Below are 18,289 nucleotides of genomic sequence, written 5' to 3' on the forward strand. Positions count from 1 at the left end.
GTATTAGGGGGAAAACACGTGGAGAAGATCCTATTGAAAACCGCACTTTATAGTTTTGTCCTTTCTTTTGTTGTGTCCTTTATTTTCTACCCGAGAGAAGTCCCTTTAGGGTCTGGTGCATCAGAGATGATTCCTTACACCGAATACTTTTTTATTATTGCCAGGTATTCTGCAATCAGCATGTCGGTTTCATTACTTGTCGTGTTTGCATACCTGATGGTGTTGCGGTCAAACAAACAGAGTGTTTAAACAGAAAAGGCCCTTATCATGATCGTTATTCCAATCTGATAAGCGGCCTTTATGTTTGTGCTGGTCGAGTCTGTCTTTTTTCGTTTTGGTCTTACGGGTTTGCAGGTCAATCATTGCATATTGGCTTCTGTTCAATACAGGGTTACGTCTTCCTTCACGCTCAAGTTTCTTTCGCTTTTTCCAAGCGTTGCTTTTGCTCATTTGAATCACTCCTCATATTGATATACTACTATTATAGCATTCCCTTCATATTTGTTGAAAAAGTGTCAACCTATACTCCTTGAAATGATCAGTGAAATACGAACATTATAGAATGGAATACAATCAATAGGTTTTGTTGTAGCGAATTTAGGCTATTGAAATATATTGGGGATGAGGCGGAAATTCGCGCCAGGGTTGTCCTTAAAAGCTTCAGGTATGATAATATGTATTAAGTATATGTATAACGTTAGAGGATTTATTTTTATAGATTAACAAAACCATTTTGTCATTGTAAGGAGCGTTAGAATCAATGAAGATTGATATTGGGGGCATAAGCGTCAATTATCGTGTTTCTGGCGAGGGCCGGAGCATTTTGCTGTTGCACGGCTGGGGCACAAGCCTTAAGAGCTTTGAACCAGTCCATAACTTTTTAGAGAAAAATTTCAAGGTGTATTCGATTGATCTTCCGGGGTTCGGGGAAAGCGAAGAACCTCCTGAAGCCTGGGATGTAGAAGCGTTTACGAATATGCTTCGTGAATTCATTACAAAATTGAACATAAAAGATCCAATACTGATGGGACATTCTAATGGTGGTAGGGTGTCCATTCGTTATGCAGCGCATTATCCTGTGCACAAGCTTGTCTTAATTGATAGTGCAGGGGTGAAGCCGAAACGTACGATGAAGTATTATACGAAGGTGTATACGTACAAAACGATCAAAAATGTATTGAACCTTCCGGTATTACGAAACTATAAAGAGGATATCCTCACAAAGGTGAAAGGGAAGGTCGGCTCTGCGGATTATAAAAACGCATCAGGGGTCATGCAGCAGACGATGGTCAAGGTGGTCAATGAAGACCTGCAGCACTTGATGCCGGAAATCAAAGCTCCGACACTCCTTATTTGGGGAGAGAATGACACAGCAACACCGGTATCGGATGCCAAGATCATGGAACAAGCGATCCCGAACGCCGGTCTGGTCGTCCTCGATGGTGTCGGCCACTATTCCTACTTGGAGAAATTGAACCAATTCCTCGTAATTATTGATAACTTCCTTGAAAAAGATAAGGAGTGGAAAGATGCTTAGTCTCTTATTTGCTATCGGAATCGTATTTTGGGGGCTTTATACGTGGTCAAGACTTCGTAAGGCCATTCATATGCTTCAACAGAACTCATATCGAAACGAACGTTTCACGAGATGGATGAAAGAAAACCTTGGGAAAGTATTCAAGAAGCGCGATTTTATCCCGCTCATTACAGCACTGATCGCGTTCATCGAGAACCTGGATAACGTCGCAATTTTGTTATTCATCGGCCTTTATTTGATCTTATATCTTCTACGTGAAACAGGAAAAGAAAAGAAGAAGCTGGTCGTAACCGCACGGGTAAAGCGGCTTATGGGGACGGTCATCATTCTTGTTGCGGTCATCGCAGGCTTCAGTTTCTATTTTGAATTGATCAATACTTATGCACTTGTACCACTGTTATTTACGTATGTCGGTCTGACGATTCTTTCCTATTTTGTTGTTCTCGTTGCCAACACGATCAACCTGCCGATTGAAAAAAGGATTGCGCAAGGGTACTTCAATGATGCTGAGCGTATCATCAATGAGGCGAAGCATACTGAAGTAATCGGTATTACTGGCAGCTACGGGAAAACAAGCGTCAAACATATCCTGCATACGATCTTGTCATCGCATAAAAACGTTCTGATGACTCCGGAAAGCTATAATACAAAGCTCGGCGTAACGATTACAGTCAGAAATATGCTCCGTCCTTTCCACGATTATTTCATTGCGGAGATGGGAGCGAAGCAAGAAAACGATATTCAGGAGATCTGTGACCTTGTGCACCAGAAGTATGGGATTCTGACAGCCATCGGTGAACAGCACTTGGATACGTTCAAAACATTGGAAAACATTAAAAAGACGAAATATGAAATCATCGACAGTCTTCCGGATGATGGAATCGGTTTCCTGAACAAGGACGATAAGAACATCATGTCCCGCAAGCCTCAAAGTAACGCACGAATCGTGTATTACGGTATCTATGCGGATGATCTCGATTACCGAGCTGAAAACATAAGCTTTTCCAACAAGGGGACAAAGTTTGATGTCGTGACCAAAGATGGAACGAGGATCGAAATCCAGACGAAGCTGTTAGGTGAACATAACATTTATAATATCGTTGCAGCAGTCGCGACAGCTTATGAGCTTGGCGTTCCTGCGAAACGGATTTCCACAGCGGCGAAGAAGATCCAGCCTGTCGAGCACCGTATGGAGATCAAAAAGCATTCCGACAAGATTACAATCATTGATGACGCGTTCAACTCGAATCCGGTCGGTTCAAAAATGGCACTTGAGGTGCTCAGTCAGATGGATGGCTATAAAGTGCTGATTACACCAGGAATGATCGAGCTTGGTGACGAAGAGTACGACTTGAACAAGAGACTCGGTCAGCATGCTGCGAAAGTCTGTGATTATGTCATCCTTGTCGGGAAGAAGCAGACTGTGCCGTTGCAGGATGGATTGGCAGAGGAAAAGTATCCAGAAGACCAATATTATGTCGCTCGTAATCTTGACGATGCGCTAGCGAAAATGAACGAAATCGCAAAGGAAAAAACGGTCGTCCTGATCGAAAACGACCTGCCTGATACATTTAACGAATAGGGGTTGGAAATAGATGAAGGTAAAAGTTGGCGTCTTTTTTGGCGGTGTATCGGTCGAACACGAAGTATCCGTCATATCCGCATTACAAGCAATCAAAGCGATGGATCGCGATCAATATGAACCGATTCCAATCTATATCAGTAAAAACAAAAACTGGTATACCGGGGAAGCGTTGTTGGATATCGAGAATTACAAGGATACCGATGAGCTGTTGAAGCAATGCGAACGGATCATCATTACGACGAATGACCAGGGTCGTCCGGTCATCCATCGTCACACGACAGGTATGTTCGGCAAGAAGCTCGTTTCTGAGATTGATGTGGCATTCCCTGTCATCCATGGTACGTATGGTGAGGATGGTATTTTACAAGGATTCTTTGAATTGCATGATATTCCGTACGTAGGTTGTGACGTCTTTTCATCAGCGGTAGGCATGGACAAAGTGATGATGAAACAAATCCTGCGTGATTCTGGTGTTCCGATCCTTGATTATGTTTGGTTCTATGCGTCCAAGTGGTTGAACGATCAAGATGCGCTCGTTGAAAAAATCGAGAATGACCTCAGCTATCCAGTCATCGTCAAACCTGCGAACCTCGGATCCAGTGTTGGTATAAGCAAGGCGACAAACCGTGAAGAGCTGGAAGAGGCGGTTGAACTAGCGACCGAATTCGCAATCAAAATCGTAGCAGAAAAGATGGTCACGGACTTGAAAGAGGTCAACTGTTCTGTACTCGGCGATTATGAAGAAGCGGAAAGCTCGGTCTGTGAAGAAGTGTTGAGCAGCACCGATATTTTGACCTATCAGGATAAGTATCAAAGTGGAGGCGGCTCAAAAGGCGGTGGTGCGTCCAAAGGTATGGAAAGCACCAACCGGAAGATTCCAGCGGAAATGTCTGACGAGATGACCACCCAAGTCCAACAGCTTGCCAAGGATACGTTCCAGATCCTCGGTTGTGCCGGTGTGTCTCGTATCGACTTCTTGATTGATAAAAGCACGAATCAAGTGTATGTGAACGAAATCAACACGATTCCTGGCTCTCTTTCCTTCTACCTGTGGGAGCCGACAGGAAAATCATTTAAAGAGCTGACGTCAGATATGATTAAAATTGCTCTGAAGCGCAAGCGTGAAAGAGAATCACTCACGTTCTCTGTCGACACGAACCTATTCGCTATGCACAGCGGTGGTGCTAAAGGTGGAACGAAAAGTAAATTAGGATCGAATTCATAATGATAGAGGAGCCTGGCTAGATGCCGGGCTCTTTTTGCAGAATAGAATGTGCAAGCATTCCAGTGATTTCCTTAATCCAGGGTTTACGAACAAGTTCAGACACGATTCATCGAATACTTTACTAAGATGACTTTATTTTAAGAATGGAGGCTTTTCAATGAACCGAAATGACTATCCGTTACCCTATATCCATCCCATCAAGGATTGGAAGGAGATTCCGATTCAAGAGAACAAGGAAGAGCTCGTGTCCATCCAGAGCATGAACACGGCTTTGTTAGTCGTGAAACCTCGTTATTATGCGATGGGCCTTCCGGGTGCCATGAGTGATTGTTATGTGCGAAGAGAGGTGGCACTTAAACTTGTGGAAGCAGCTCGTAAACTGCCAGATGGGTATAAGCTGTTGATCTGGGATGGGTGGAGACCCTTTTCGGTTCAGAAACTCCTCTATGAAACGTATTTGAACGAGTTGAAAGACGAACATCCGTATTGGTCTGAGGAACGTCTGCATGAAGGGGCGCGCCAGTTCGTCTCTTACCCTACTGTTGACGAGGATGCTCCCCCGCCACACAGTACTGGCGGTGCAGTGGATCTCACCATTCTTGATGAAAACGACGAACCGCTTGACATGGGAACAGGATTCGATGAGTTTTCGGATCGGGCGTGGACCCGTTATTTCGATGAGAAGAAAAAGAACGAAGGGACGCTCAACGAGAAAGAAGAAACGTACCTGCAGAACCGCAGACTTCTCGTTCATGTTATGACAACCTCGGGCTTTACCAATTACTCTGCAGAATGGTGGCATTTCGACTATGGCAACCAATGGTGGGCGAAGCAAAGCGACGAACCCGCCGCCAAATACGGACTTGTAAACCTGGAAGTCTAGTAAAATCCCCTTCCCCCCAACCGACTCAAATTTGTTAAAAACTGCTCGGAAAGAGCAGTTTCTTTTATGCATAACATATGAAATAATTGGAATAGATAACAAATTCTTTATGTGGGGCATCAGGAGTTAAAAAGGGGAGAAGTACTATGGATAACACGGAGCATAAGAAACAACAACGGAGGTCTTTGGCAAGCAGAATGAATCTATTGTTTTTGTCTGTGTTTCTGTTATTCACGCTGCTGATCATCAGGTTGGGCTTCGTACAAATCGTCCACGGAGAACACTTCCGCTCCCAATCTGAACTGACGAAGAATGTCGTCGCTTCTGTACAGACCGAACGCGGGAAAATGTTCGATCGAAATGGAAAGCTGATCGTCAGTAATATTCCTTCCTTTGCACTGACCTACATCCGTGTTCAAGGTGCGGGCCATGAGGAACACTTAAGGTATGCGAAAAAAATCACCTCGCTCATCGAAATGAATACAAAAAGAATCACTGAGCGGGATCTGCAGGATTATTGGATTCTGAAACAAGGCATGGAAGAAGCTTATAAAATGAAGCTGACCGAAGAAGAAATCAATTCGGAAGAGTTAGATGATAAGGAGCTCTACCGTCTGTTGCTTGATCGGATTACAGAGGAGGACCTCCAACCGATTAAAGAAAGCGAAGAAGACATGCAGATCCTCGCTGTCAAAAGGGAGCTCGACTCAGCTACAAACATGGATGTTACCTTCATCAAGAAGGGCTTGACTGAAAAAGAGGTGGCGATCATCGGCGAGCATCTGGATGAGCTCGAAGGTCGCTTCGGTATTTCATCGACAGCTGAAAGGAGCTATCCCGAGGGAGGACAGTTCTATTTCGGGAACACAGGTCAAATCCCTGAAGAACAATTGCGCAGTTACTTGCTTAAGGGGTACGCACGAAATGATTTTGTCGGAGTATCCAATCTCGAGCAGCAGTATGAAGGAGTTTTAAGCGGTAAGGATAAAACCTACACCTTTACGACAAAAGGAGGGACGCCGGTCGGTTCACCACGTATCCATCAAGGAGCACGCGGGCATGATCTCGTCCTGTCAGTTGACATTGATCTAAACAAAAAAATCGGTGAAATCCTCGAGGAGAACATCTTGAAGGCCCGTAGTAACGGGGATGGACCAGTCACAAGTGCTTATGCAGTCATGATGGAGCCGTATTCCGGTGAAGTGTTGGCCATGGTCGGCAGAGAACTCGACGGTGGCAAATTCATGGACCGGTCGTACCGGACACTTCAAAGCTCGTTTGAAATGGGTTCGACAGTAAAGGGAGCTACGATCCTTGCCGTCCACCAAATGGGAGAAGCACCTTGGATCAATGATATGCCGATCGTATTGAGGGGAAGCGGGGTCAACCTGACGTTCAGTTCCTTCGACAGAAACCGGATTGGTACCGTTAATGACATCCAAGCACTGGAGCAATCGTCAAACATTTATATGGGTATGGCCATTGGCCAATTCGCTGGATTCCGGTTCGTCAATAATGGAAGCTCCTATCAAGCAATCGTGACGAATGGGCAGCAATTCCAACAAACGTTCCAGAAGCTGAGAGATGTGTACAGCTCAGTGGGACTTGGCGTGAAGACCGAGATCGATCTTCCGAATGAAGCGCTTGGTTATCGTGGAGGTATGCCGATAACGGCTCCTGGTATGCTGCTTTACTATACAATCGGCCAGTTTGATACCTATACGCCGATTCAGATGGCGCAATACGCTTCGTTGATTGCGAATGGCGGCTACAGGGTCCAGCCTCATCTGTTGAAGGAAGTCCGCTATTCAACAGGTACAGATAAGCTGGGACCGCTCGTTTCCAAGTATAAAACGAATGTCATCAACCGTGTAGATAACACAGCTGACGAAATCGAGCGTGTACAAAAAGGATTTTATGAAGTTACGCATGGTCGTAACGGTACAGCTACGTATTATTTGCAAGATACGAAGATTGCAGGGAAAACAGGTACAGCCCAGATTAGCGGACCTGGAAAGTACAACCTGACATTCGTTGGTTATGCACCATACGATAATCCAGAAATCGCGTTTTCTGTAGTCGTGCCGAATGTAAATGGGGGATCGATCAACAAAGAAATCGTTAAACAGATGGTCGAAGCCTATAATGACCGGCATAAGCCTGAAGAGAAGCCGGAGGATGAAGAAGAAGGTACAGGAGAAGGTGCAGAAGGCGACGAGGTACCCGAAGAAGAATCAGCAGACGAAAATGCTGCAGGTAACTAAATCGTGTATGAACAGATCGACCCTGGTTGAGAAAGGATCGATCTTTTTTTGATGTGACCTGCCCAGACCTTTTTGTTTAACAGTGTCATTTTAGGTGAAAGTAGATAAGAGGATAAGCAACGTCAACATGATACGAAATGGATCAATTAAACGTTTGTTTTAAAAGTGAAATCCAGTATCGGTAAGCATTCAGAGTGATTAATCAAACATTTGATTGAACAAATGAAAAACTTGTCGACGAGGGAAAGGACGAAGTTGGATGAGTGATGAGAGGATTTATGATGTCATTGGAGTTGGAATTGGACCATTTAATCTAAGCCTTGCCGCCTTACTCGATCAGGTGGAAGAGCTTGATGCGTTATTTTTCGATCAGACTTCGAAATTTGAATGGCACCCAGGTATGCTGATTGAAGGAAGCGACCTGCAGGTGCCTTTCCTTGCCGATCTGGTTACATTGGCAGACCCGACCAATCCGCACTCCTTTTTGAATTTTCTACGTGCTCAGAACCGTTTGTACAAATTCTACTTCTTCAATCGGTTCGATATTCCGAGAAGAGAGTATAGTGACTATGGTGCATGGGTTGCAAACCGCCTGGACAACTGTTTGTTCGGAAAAAGGGTCGTCGATGTGACGTATTTTGCCGAGGAGGACGTACCGGTCTATGAAGTGGTGGTTCATGATACGGAAACGCAGGCAATGGAAACGTTCTACACGAAACACCTCGTTATGGGAACGGGGAGTGTTCCGCTCGTCCCTATGGATACAGAAGGGTGTGCGGCAGAAGATGTATTTCACTCGAGCCAGTTCCGCTTTTATGAAAAGAATGCGAAAGATTCAAAGTCAATTACGGTAATTGGATCAGGCCAAAGTGCTGCAGAATTGTTTTATGAATTGCTTGAAGATCAACCCGACTATGATTATGAGCTGACTTGGTATACAAGGTCAGCAGGCTTCTTACAATTGGAGTCCGCCAAGCTGGGCCAGGAAGTATTTTCTCCGGATTATGTCGCGTATTTTCATCAACTATCCTTCGAGGAGAGGAAGGATGCGTTATCCACCTTAGGACAGCTTCGCAAAGGTATTGATCCTGAAACGCTGAAACAGATTTATGACCTATTGTATCATCGTTCTGTTGATGCGAATGCGAAGAAAGTGACGATTCAGCCGTTGACGGAAGTGAAAAAGGTTAAGCTTGTTGAAGGAAATAATGTGTATGAATTGGATTGTCACCAATGGCAGAAAGGGGAATCGTTCAAGCATTATTCTGAGAAAGTCGTATTGGCAACTGGGTACAAGCCACATATCCCCGATTGGTTCGAGAACTTTAGCTCTGATATTGAATGGGAGGACGAAAAGCGTTTCAAAGTGAGCATGGATTACCAGCTTTGCTTTAAAGATGACCGGAAAAATCACATTTTCACATTGACGAATCTCGAGCATTCACACGGTGCTGGAGCGACGAACCTGGGGTTGTCCGTCTATCGGAACCAACAAATCATCAATAAGATCGCTGGGAAGGAAATCTATCCAGTAAGTGAACAGACGGTATTCCAACAATTCCAACCGAAGAACGATTAATAAGAAAAGGTTGATCCCCCTGGATCAACCTTCATTTTTTATTCAGGTGCATTAACATTTTTCAGGATGTTGATGACGAATAAGAGGATGCTGATGACTGTAATTGTGGCACCGATACTAATGCAGAGTAAAAACTGTTCATGTCCATACACGACGAGCACGAGTGCAAGCATCATGATTGGAAGTCCGATGTTATGTCCCCAGAAGTGAATTTTCGCTAACGTCGATTCAGCCGCCTTCGGGAATAAATGATAGATGATACCTGCCAAAGTCAGTGCAGTCCAGCCGAGCAAGTTCAAGTGAGCATGAACTGGTGTAAGGCTGAAATTATGAGTCATTGACATGAACATTCCCATCAGAGCTCCAATTCCAAAATACACCGCAGAAATTTTAATTAATTTAATGCTCATAAATGCGCTCCCCTCCATTCAAATTCAGTGCATTATAGTAATCTATACGTCTTAGTGGAAACATTTAGCACATATGACTCATAACAAAAGCAAGAGTTTGTACATATCCTATGTTTAGTGGACAACTTATGAAGAAATACTTTAAACATGACATGATGATAAGGAGGTTGTAAGAGTGGATGTAAAGCTTGAAGTAGGACAAGAAGCACCTGATTTTTTGTTATCCTCGACTTTTGGAGATAAAATCCGGCTTTCCGATTACAGGGGGAAAAAGCATGTTCTCGTCGCCTTTTACCCGTTGGATTTCACCCCTGGTTGAATTAAGGAAATCACCTCTTGGAAAGAGGATTTCAAAACCTTTGAAGATAATGAAACAGCCGTTTTGGCTATTAGTGTCGATCATATCTATGCACATAATGTGTTTGCCGCAAGTTTAGGTATGCTGCCATACCCATTGCTATCGGATTGGCATAAAACAACCGCAAAGGATTATGGTGTGCTAAATGAGGAGGACCAGGTAGCGGAGCGCTCTGTTTTCCTTATCGATAAAGATGGCATCATCCGTTATATGAATACGACTTTTGATGCGAATGACCGTGACCAATATCTCGATGTATTCAAGCAATGTAAAGACCTTTGTGTATAATAGGGATGAATATGTAGTACAAAGGGGATTATGAAGCTTGGACATTAAACGGTTGCAAAAACAGATGGCTTTCCTGCTGGAAGTCGACGAATTGAAGAACGTATTGCGTCAAACCTATGTGACGAATGGTTCGCGGCAAGAAAACGATGCTGAGCATTCCTGGCACTTGGCAATGATGGCGATCATTCTGGAGGAGTATGCGAATGAGAAACAGATCAATACTCTTCATGTCATTAAAATGCTCCTCATTCACGATTTAGTGGAAATCGATGCCGGAGATACGTTCGCTTACGATGAAATAGGCCACGCTGATAAAGCGCAGCGCGAAGAAGAAGCTGCTGAACGTATCTTCTCGATGCTGCCTGAGGATCAAGCGGATATGATCTATCAGTTGTGGCGGGAATTTGAAGAGCGGAAGACACCTGAAGCACGGTTTGCTGCGGCACTTGATCGTCTTCACCCGATGCTGCTGAATCATCAAGCGAAAGGGAAGACATGGAAAAAGCATGATATCCGTCGCGAGCAAGTGTTGAAGCGGAATGAAACGATTGCCGAGGGATCTGAGGACTTATGGGAATACGCCCAGGCAATTATTGAAGATGCTGTGGAAAGTGGTTATTTGCGGTAAAAGAGCCAGGTGAGGTGCTGAAAACACGGTAACGCGGAAATGAGCACCTTAAAGAGCCGGAATGAGGTGCTGAAAACACGGTAACGCGGAAATGAACACCTCAAAGAGGCGGTATGAGGTGCTGAAAACACGACAACGCGGAAATGAACACCTCAAAGAGGCGGTATGAGGTGCTGAAAACACGGCAACGCGGAAATGAGCACCTCAAAGAGCCGGAATGAGGTGCCGAAAACACGACAACGCGGAAATGAGCACCTCAAAGAGCCGGAATGAGGTGCTGAAAACGCAGGAACATGGAAATGAGCACCTTATAGACACTATTATGTGCCCTGAAAAGAGCAGAACCGCAAAATGAGGGCAAAGAAAGGTATTGGATTTGTCCCTAGAAACACTGCTCTACCATAACCACCCCACCCAAATCAGAAAAGGGATGACCAGAACCTGGTCATCCCTTCCTTATTATTTATTTTGCGTGTTTTTGGAGTTGTTCTTTAATGATATTGATGTTCCACTCCATCATCTTGATGTAAGTGTCTCCATCTTCACCAGGAGCACCTAGGGAGTCAGTGAAGACTTTTCCTCCGATTGGTACACCAGTTTCACGAGATACCGTTTCCATACTACGTGGGTCGATACTTGTTTCGAGGAACAGTACCTTAATATCTTTTTCGCGGATCAAGTCGACCACTTGGCGGACTTGGTCAGGAGTACCTTGGTTCTCGGCGTTGATTTCCCAAATGTAACCTGCTTCAATGTCATAAGCATCACTGAAGTATTTGAAGGCACCTTCACTTGTGATAAGGTAACGGTCTTCTTTCGGAATTTCACTGAAGCTGTTTTTCGCTTCTTCATGCAGTTCAGTCAGCTTTGCGATATATTCCTCTGCATTCTTTTCATACGTTTCTTTGTTATCCGGGTCGACCTTAATCAAGCCGTCACGGACATTCTCAACATATTTGATGCCGTTTGCTACGTTCAACCAAGCGTGAGGATCTTCTTCACCCTCTTTGCCTTTCGTCGTTAAGTATTTTGGTTCTACGCCTTCACTTAGACGAAAGACAGGTGCATCTTCTCCATCTTTGCCAGTTGTGCCTAGTAATTTTTCAAACCATGAGTTACCAGCTTCTAAGTTCAAGCCGTTATAAAATACTGCGTCAGCGTCTGCTGTCTTTTTCACATCTTCAGGTAGTGGATCATATTCGTGCGGGTTGTTTCCGATTTTAACCATGCTGTGAACCTCGACTTTGTCTCCACCAACGTTTTTGATCATATCATACAAAATCGAATACGTTGTGACGACTTGAAGCTTTTCGCCGTCTTTCTTTTCTTGTGCTTCTCCGTCGGTATTACAAGCGGCAAGCAAGAATACCATCAACACCCCTATGAATAAAGCGTACATCTTTTTAAACATCTCTTACATTTCCCCTCTCTTGTTAGTTAGCTATTGTTGCTCTTTTTCTGGATTTAACAACTTTTCGTACGAAACCGTGTTTTGGTGAAAACAAGAACACAGCAATGAACAAAATGGTAGACGTCAATACGATCGTCGCTCCTGATGGGAGGTTATACGTAAAGCTGTAATAGAGCCCGATCACGGAAGCGACGGAACCGAATCCCGCAGCGAGATAGATCATCACCCAGAGTCGGTCGGTCAGCAAGTAAGCTGTTGCTGCCGGTGTAATCAGCATCGCAACGACAAGGACGATTCCTACGGTTTGTAGGGAGGCTACGGTTACCATCGTCAACAACGTCATCAACAGGTAATGAATGATCTTTGTCGATAAACCGTAAGCTTGCGCCATTGTCGAGTCGAAGGAGGTGACAAGCAGTTCTTTGTAAAAGAAGTAGACCCCTGCAATGACAAGGATTCCAATCGCCAATGTCACCCACATATCGGATGGGCGGACCGCTAAGACATTCCCGAACAGGATGTGGTACAAGTCGGTACTGCTTTTCATGAATGTTATCAGGATGATCCCTGCGGCGAATGCTGACGTGAACAATATGCCGATGGAGGTATCATTCTTCAAGCGGCTGTTCTGACTGACGAATCCGATTCCAATCGCTGTCAGCACCCCGGTGAAAACCGCACCGAAAAAGAAATTGATGCCGAGAAAATAGGATATGGCGACACCTGGCAGAACGGCGTGTGAAATGGCGTCTCCCATCAAAGCCATTCCCCTGAGGATGATGAAGCATCCGATGACCCCGCAGATGATTCCGACCATGACGGACGTAATCAATGCTTTCTGTAAAAATTCATATTGAATGATCGCTTCTATGAAGTTCATGCCTGATTCACTCCCATATCATTCATGAAGGCAAGTGGATTTCCGTAAGCTTTCTGGATGGTTTGTGAATCCAAGACTTGACGCACCTCACCCTTTGCAATGAGCTCTTTGTTCAATAGAATCAATTCATCGAAATAAACATTCGCTTTACTCAAGTCATGGTGGACGACAAGGATCGTCTTCCCTTCCTTTTGCATTTCCTTAAGGATCTGAATGATCGTGTTTTCACTGGAGACATCCACTCCGACAAACGGTTCATCCAAGAAAAAAATGTCGGCCTGTTGGGCGAGCGCTCTTGCAAGGAATACACGCTGCTGTTGACCACCGGATAATTCGCCGATCTGTCGCTTACTGAAGTCCTCCATCCCGACACGTTTCAAGCATTCATATGCCCATTCCCGATGTTTTTTCTTCGGTCTTTTGAACAAGCCTAAGTGTGGATACGTACCGATCAGGACGGCGTCCAAAACTTGAATCGGGAAATCCCAATCTATGTCATTCCGTTGTGGAACGTAGGCAATTTTCTTCCGAACCTTTTTGACAGGGCTGCCAAGGATTTCAACTTTCCCTGCTTCTGATGGGATGAGATCCATCAATGCTTTGATCAGTGTCGATTTCCCGGCGCCGTTCGGACCGATGATGCCGACCAGACTGCCTTGTTGCACTTGAAACGAGACATTCGTCAAGGCCACGTTGCCGAGATATGACACGTTCAGATTATTGACGGATAATACGTCCGACATTCTATACACTCCTTTCCATATGCATTTTGTAAGTAGTATTCACCTTATAAACAAAAGTTGTACATGCGCAACATTTATTTAAAAAGAAAATGACCTTTTTAGTAACAGTCATAATATATGCCCAGTTATAAAAATGTTTCCTATAGACAAAACTTAAATCATTCCATCTTTTTTGTCAATAAGAAATGACTGTTCTTTAAAGGTTTTTTTATTGGATTTACCTTTCTGTTTTACCCGTTATAGGAGGGGACTATGCGTGAAAAAGAGGCGGAATAGGAAAGGACCATGAAATAATTACCAGTGGATTTTCTTTAAAATGGTGCTTGCTTTCCCGCAAGAAATTCGCACCTTTACACTAATCATCACGATCAGCTTCCATAAAAAAGCCCCTAGCGAATTATCGCCAGGGGCTATTTACAATTATTTAACTGTAATGTTTTTCGTGCTTTTTGCAGGAACGGTCAGTTCAACTTCGATATATTGCTTATCGCCAGACGTGACATTCTGCTTAACAGTTCCTTCTGATACGTCATAGTCACCTTTTACGAGGTAAACAGGCACAGTGACCGTCATCGGCTTGTTCAAACGGTTGTGGATCGTGACCGTTTGTTCACTTGCATGTCCGTCATTTGCATTCTTATATTGAGATTCGAGGGACATGACGCCGCTTTCTGTATCGCCGTTCTCATAAACAGGAACGGAGCGTCCAGGTTCTTCATAATTGTAAGCTGTCACTTTTCCGTCCTTCACTTGTAGTGGACGGAATCCGACCCAAGGCTTACCGCTAAGCTCGACGGAAGTTGTTGTCGTATAAAGGATGCCGTCTTTTTCAGTGACATTATCAATGTGCGTGTGGCCATGCAAGCTCAAGTCAACGTCGTGTTGTTTCATGACGTCAATCAATGCATGTGCATTTTCACCGTGCCATTGTTGGTCGTACTGAATACCAAGCTTCTCTCCAAGGATGAGTGTTTCAAGACGTCGTGGGTTGTGCTGTTCATCATATTGCTTCCAATACTTCTGAACATCAGGGTCATCCTGTGGCCAGATGTCGCGGTCACGCCAGAGTGGATTATGGTGTGAGAACAAGCCTCTCACTTGATCTGGCTGAGCTGTTTTCGCATTTTCAGCGAGGTCTTTCTTGACCCAGTTCAGTTGTTCTTCACGGATTTGTCCTCCCCAGGTCGGGACGGAAACGGTTCCGTGTCCGCTGCGGTCGAACTTATGCCAGTCGAAGGAGTTGTATCCGATGAAGTGAGCATAAGGACCGTAATCAAATGAGAAGTATTGTGGGCCGAAATACTGTTCCCAATACTTCGCACCATCCGCTAGTGTCGCGTCCTGTGCATAATAATCATGGTTTCCTGGTACAAGGTAAACAGGTACATCAAGCTTTTGCAGCATTCGATATGTTTCTTCATACTCGTAAATATATTCTTGCGGGTTCATTTGACCATACATAAGGTCTCCTGTGACAACGACGAAATCAGGGTTCTTCAGGTTGACTTCCTTGATTGCTTTTTGAAGGTAGAGCCAACGTTTTTCAGGATCAGCATCCCACATGCCGGCTTCTTTTAGACGGCCAGGATCGATCGTCGATACCTCATCATGGTTACCGAGGTTACGAGGTGAACCAACGTGTGTATCTGTTAGATGAAGAAATTCGAAATCCTTCTTGTATTCGTCCAATACTTTGACAGAATGAGGCTGTTCGTCTGTTTTGCGTTGTCCATTTGCTGTATATGAAACTTCAAGGTCATATAATTCCTCTGGTATATGTTCAGGGATTTGAACGGTTACATCATAAATTTTCTCAGCATCCTTCCAATGAGAATCTCCCATTGAAACCTTTTGAACAGGTAAATCGTATGTTTCAGTAAAAGCTGAATGGTTTGTCGGCTTGAGTTTGACGTCCCATCCCGCTGCTTCTTTTCCTTGACTGTCAATCTGAACAGTCAATGATTCGCTTTTTTTCTTGATTGCTGGAGTTGCAAATAGAGGATAGATGATGTCGTTCACTTTCGGGTCAACAGAAATGTTCGGAGCTTCATCTGTATAGTGGGTCGTATTTCCGATTCCACCATCTTGTTTACCGGTTGTATTCAACGGTCCATTAACAGCGAATGCTGAAAAAGGAACGATCATAACAGCAGCTAACACTGCAGCGATTGCTTTTTTACGATGCTTCAATTCAGTCTCCTCCTTTGAAGTAGTCAAGTACATCCTACCAGCCGAATGTAAAACCGTTGTTAATTTTTAATTACAAAACGAATCTGGAAAAAGTTGCAAAGGGAGGCGAGAACCATGCAATCTCATGTCTTATTTGAAATTGCTGAACAGTTTAACGCACTTGGAATACGATGGGGCGTCGGGGGATCGAATGTACTTGCCCATCACGGAATCATTGATTCTCCTAGGGATCTGGATCTGATTGTTCATCTCTACGATGCAAAACCTGCGTTGGAAAGGTTAGAACAGTATGGGACCCGGACACGTGCTGAAACGTCTTATCCTTTTCGTACCAAGGTATTTCAAACATATATCAAGGACGATACATCCATTGATTTCATGAGTGGATTCGCTATTGAACACGATCAAGGAATCTATACCTTCCTTTTAGACGAACACGCAACCATGGAATCTGTAAGAAAGGATGGAAGAGTGATCCCATACACCTCCCTTGAAGATTGGTATGTGCTTTATCAATTGATTCCGAATAAAGGAAGAAAAGCTGATCTTATCGAATCTTACTGGTTAACAAATGGAATTGATCAACCTGAACTTCTTTCTCGGGCTGCTAATCAACCATTACCTTCAGAAGTCCGTTCACGTATCAATCGTTTTATCTTATAAGTCGTTTTTGATTGGAGGGATTGGATGGGGAAATATAAAAGCTTCGTCTTATTACTGACTGTCATTTCTCAAGGGGCTGCCATCGTTTTTCTTTTCATTAACTTCTGGGTATCCATTTTCCTGTTCATTGTATATGGTCTAACCATTGTGGGGTTGTTCGTATTGTTGATTGTGGAACGAATCAAAGAAAAAGAGGAGGAGAAGGACAATGATTATCGTGACTACTGATGCTGTACCAGGTAAAGAGATTTTAGAGTTAAAAGGGTTTGTGAAGGGGAGTACGATCCAATCCAAGCATGTCGGTAAGGATATTCTTGCAAGCTTAAAGACGATTGTTGGAGGAGAAATCCAGGAATATAACGAAATGATGGAGAAGGCAAGAAAAATTGCAATTTCCAGAATGGTAGAGGATGCAAAAGCGAAAGGCGCAAATGCAATCGTAGCATGTCGATTGCAAACCTCGTCAGTGATGGCAAGTGCATCCGAGATTGTTGCATATGGAACGGCGGTGACCATTAACGAATAGAGAGGAGAAACTGGCATGATCGAAATTCGGAAACTCAGACCAGAAGATGCATCAGAATACCAGCGGATCCGCGTAGAAGGGTTGAAAGAATTTCCGGAGGCGTTCGCTTCCTCCTATGACGAGGAGGCTGACCGTTCGATTGAAGATGTCAGCAAGCGCTTGGATCATAAGCAACCATATACCCTATTCACTGCAGGGGCCTATTATGGAAGAGAACTCGTTGGAATTGGAACCTTTGTCCAGCATTCCAAAAGAAAGACGAAACATAAAGGTGAGATTTTCGGTGTATATGTCACACCTCATGTCCAACGGAATGGGATCGGCTTCAAGCTGATGGAATACCTTGTCGAGGAGTCAAAAAAGGTAGAAGGTCTCGAACAAATCCAATTGACGGTCATGACTGAGAATCGATCCGCAATCCGGACGTATGAAAAGCTAGGCTTTGAATCTTACGGGGTAGATAAACAATCCCTCAAGGTCAATCACTATTATTATGATGAACTGTTGATGAAGCTTTTCCTATAAGGGATGCCTCACCAAGGGTAGTAAAACGTTCCAGCATCCGAATGGACTAGGAACGTTTTTTTGTATGGTTTTTGATGCTTGATCGGATTACCATAACCCAATTTAGTCACGGTAAAATGGAAAAATATATCTGATGAAAGGTCGCTGGTAATGGGTCTTTGGACCTTTATTCTGTATATGGGGGTGTCTTAGTGCCTGATATCAGATTGATTATCGGCTTGGCTCTGAGAAAGTTTAACTTGAAGTTGAATAAATAGGACTTTAATAAGCCGAAGGTCCCTGAAACGTTTAAAATTTTAACTTAAAACCTTTAACACGCAAAGGCTATGGACCCATTATTTTTAATGCGATAGTTCCAATTATTCACTAAATATTCAGAAAAATATAATAATAACGACTGATGTCTAATACTCTTGTATTACGTATGATGGAACTACAAGATATCGGATTCAACGACAATCTTTGCTGAATCTCGATAAAGGCAAACCTGGTGAAAGCCAGCGGCGCAAAGCTAAAGGGGCTAAGGTGCACGATTCAATGCACTAAGCCAGCCAGTTACCGAAAGATCCGGGGCATGGTCGTTCTTTAATTGTA

General features: G+C 43.9%; 19 protein-coding genes and 1 riboswitch. Of the genes, 13 read left to right on the forward strand and 6 right to left on the reverse strand.

Features of this window, described 5'->3' with window-relative positions:
- Positions 1–18 precede the first annotated feature (18 nt).
- Positions 19–249 carry a hypothetical protein gene (locus V1497_RS02570; protein WP_349409431.1) on the forward strand — a complete coding sequence of 77 codons (231 nt, stop codon included), beginning with the start codon at positions 19–21 and terminating at the stop codon, positions 247–249.
- On the opposite strand, the gene V1497_RS02575 is transcribed toward V1497_RS02570, so the two are convergent.
- On the reverse strand, positions 229–450 hold the full coding sequence (locus V1497_RS02575; RefSeq protein ID WP_349409432.1) for a hypothetical protein: 222 nt from the start codon (positions 448–450) through the stop codon (positions 229–231). The genes V1497_RS02570 and V1497_RS02575 overlap by 21 nt on opposite strands.
- A 310-nt stretch (positions 451–760) precedes the next feature.
- Here V1497_RS02575 and V1497_RS02580 point away from each other — a divergent pair, with 310 nt between their 5' ends.
- The 6 genes from V1497_RS02580 to V1497_RS02605 all read left to right on the forward strand — a co-directional run bounded on the left by V1497_RS02580 (position 761) and on the right by V1497_RS02605 (position 9,073).
- Positions 761–1,537 carry an alpha/beta hydrolase gene (locus V1497_RS02580; protein WP_349409433.1) on the forward strand — a complete coding sequence of 259 codons (777 nt, stop codon included), beginning with the start codon at positions 761–763 and terminating at the stop codon, positions 1,535–1,537.
- Positions 1,530–3,119: a UDP-N-acetylmuramoyl-tripeptide--D-alanyl-D-alanine ligase gene (locus V1497_RS02585; RefSeq protein ID WP_349409434.1), complete on the forward strand. Its 1,590-nt coding sequence runs from the start codon at positions 1,530–1,532 to the stop codon at positions 3,117–3,119. Before V1497_RS02580 ends, V1497_RS02585 begins: the two co-directional genes overlap by 8 nt.
- 13 nt (positions 3,120–3,132) lie before the next feature.
- Positions 3,133–4,347, forward strand: a complete 1,215-nt coding sequence (locus tag V1497_RS02590; protein ID WP_349409435.1) for a D-alanine--D-alanine ligase family protein — start codon at positions 3,133–3,135, stop codon at positions 4,345–4,347.
- A 157-nt stretch (positions 4,348–4,504) separates the two neighbouring features.
- Positions 4,505–5,230, forward strand: coding sequence for a M15 family metallopeptidase (locus V1497_RS02595; RefSeq protein WP_349409436.1), 726 nt, complete (start codon positions 4,505–4,507; stop codon positions 5,228–5,230).
- 146 nt (positions 5,231–5,376) lie between these two features.
- A complete protein-coding gene (locus V1497_RS02600; RefSeq protein WP_349409437.1) occupies positions 5,377–7,494 on the forward strand; it encodes a penicillin-binding protein 2 in 2,118 nt (705 codons plus the stop codon).
- A 259-nt stretch (positions 7,495–7,753) separates the two neighbouring features.
- Positions 7,754–9,073 carry a lysine N(6)-hydroxylase/L-ornithine N(5)-oxygenase family protein gene (locus V1497_RS02605; RefSeq protein WP_349409438.1) on the forward strand — a complete coding sequence of 440 codons (1,320 nt, stop codon included), beginning with the start codon at positions 7,754–7,756 and terminating at the stop codon, positions 9,071–9,073.
- A 38-nt stretch (positions 9,074–9,111) separates the two neighbouring features.
- Here V1497_RS02605 and V1497_RS02610 read toward each other — a convergent pair whose 3' ends face one another.
- Positions 9,112–9,483 carry a cbb3-type cytochrome c oxidase subunit I gene (locus tag V1497_RS02610; RefSeq protein ID WP_349409439.1) on the reverse strand — a complete coding sequence of 124 codons (372 nt, stop codon included), beginning with the start codon at positions 9,481–9,483 and terminating at the stop codon, positions 9,112–9,114.
- Positions 9,484–9,658: 175 nt separating this feature from the next.
- On the opposite strand from V1497_RS02610, the gene V1497_RS02615 reads away from it, so the two are divergent.
- Together V1497_RS02615 and V1497_RS02620 are read left to right on the forward strand one after the other, a co-directional pair.
- A complete protein-coding gene (locus V1497_RS02615; protein WP_349409440.1) occupies positions 9,659–10,129 on the forward strand; it encodes a redoxin domain-containing protein in 471 nt (156 codons plus the stop codon).
- Positions 10,130–10,166: 37 nt separating this feature from the next.
- On the forward strand, positions 10,167–10,757 hold the full coding sequence (locus V1497_RS02620) for an HD domain-containing protein (protein WP_349409441.1): 591 nt from the start codon (positions 10,167–10,169) through the stop codon (positions 10,755–10,757).
- A gap of 463 nt (positions 10,758–11,220) precedes the next feature.
- Here the strand turns inward: V1497_RS02620 and V1497_RS02625 are convergent, their stop codons facing one another.
- From V1497_RS02625 to V1497_RS02640, 4 genes are all read right to left on the reverse strand, one after another.
- Positions 11,221–12,168: a metal ABC transporter solute-binding protein, Zn/Mn family gene (locus V1497_RS02625; RefSeq protein ID WP_414703595.1), complete on the reverse strand. Its 948-nt coding sequence runs from the start codon at positions 12,166–12,168 to the stop codon at positions 11,221–11,223.
- A gap of 22 nt (positions 12,169–12,190) precedes the next feature.
- Positions 12,191–13,048, reverse strand: a complete 858-nt coding sequence (locus V1497_RS02630; protein ID WP_349409442.1) for a metal ABC transporter permease — start codon at positions 13,046–13,048, stop codon at positions 12,191–12,193.
- Positions 13,045–13,791 (reverse strand): metal ABC transporter ATP-binding protein, encoded by a 747-nt coding sequence (locus tag V1497_RS02635; RefSeq protein WP_349409443.1) that lies wholly within the window; start codon positions 13,789–13,791, stop codon positions 13,045–13,047. The genes V1497_RS02630 and V1497_RS02635 overlap by 4 nt, the downstream gene beginning before the upstream one ends.
- Before the next feature lie 420 nt (positions 13,792–14,211).
- Positions 14,212–15,981 carry a metallophosphoesterase family protein gene (locus V1497_RS02640; protein WP_349409444.1) on the reverse strand — a complete coding sequence of 590 codons (1,770 nt, stop codon included), beginning with the start codon at positions 15,979–15,981 and terminating at the stop codon, positions 14,212–14,214.
- Between the two features lie 114 nt (positions 15,982–16,095).
- Here V1497_RS02640 and V1497_RS02645 point away from each other — a divergent pair, with 114 nt between their 5' ends.
- From V1497_RS02645 to V1497_RS02660, 4 genes are read left to right on the forward strand one after another with little or no spacing between them, the layout of a single operon-like run.
- Positions 16,096–16,644, forward strand: coding sequence for a hypothetical protein (locus tag V1497_RS02645; RefSeq protein ID WP_349409445.1), 549 nt, complete (start codon positions 16,096–16,098; stop codon positions 16,642–16,644).
- Positions 16,645–16,668: 24 nt separating this feature from the next.
- Entirely contained in the window at positions 16,669–16,872 is a 204-nt protein-coding gene (locus V1497_RS02650) for a hypothetical protein (RefSeq protein ID WP_349409446.1), read from the forward strand.
- Positions 16,853–17,170, forward strand: a complete 318-nt coding sequence (locus tag V1497_RS02655) for a YbjQ family protein (protein ID WP_349409447.1) — start codon at positions 16,853–16,855, stop codon at positions 17,168–17,170. Before V1497_RS02650 ends, V1497_RS02655 begins: the two co-directional genes overlap by 20 nt.
- A gap of 15 nt (positions 17,171–17,185) precedes the next feature.
- Positions 17,186–17,695: a GNAT family N-acetyltransferase gene (locus V1497_RS02660; RefSeq protein WP_349409448.1), complete on the forward strand. Its 510-nt coding sequence runs from the start codon at positions 17,186–17,188 to the stop codon at positions 17,693–17,695.
- Positions 17,696–18,165: 470 nt separating this feature from the next.
- A riboswitch (cyclic di-GMP riboswitch) is annotated at positions 18,166–18,258 on the forward strand.
- Positions 18,259–18,289 lie beyond the last annotated feature (31 nt).

Origin of the sequence: Pseudalkalibacillus sp. SCS-8 (genome assembly GCF_040126055.1) — a bacterium.
Taxonomy (GTDB): Bacteria; Bacillota; Bacilli; order Bacillales; family Fictibacillaceae; genus Pseudalkalibacillus; species Pseudalkalibacillus nanhaiensis.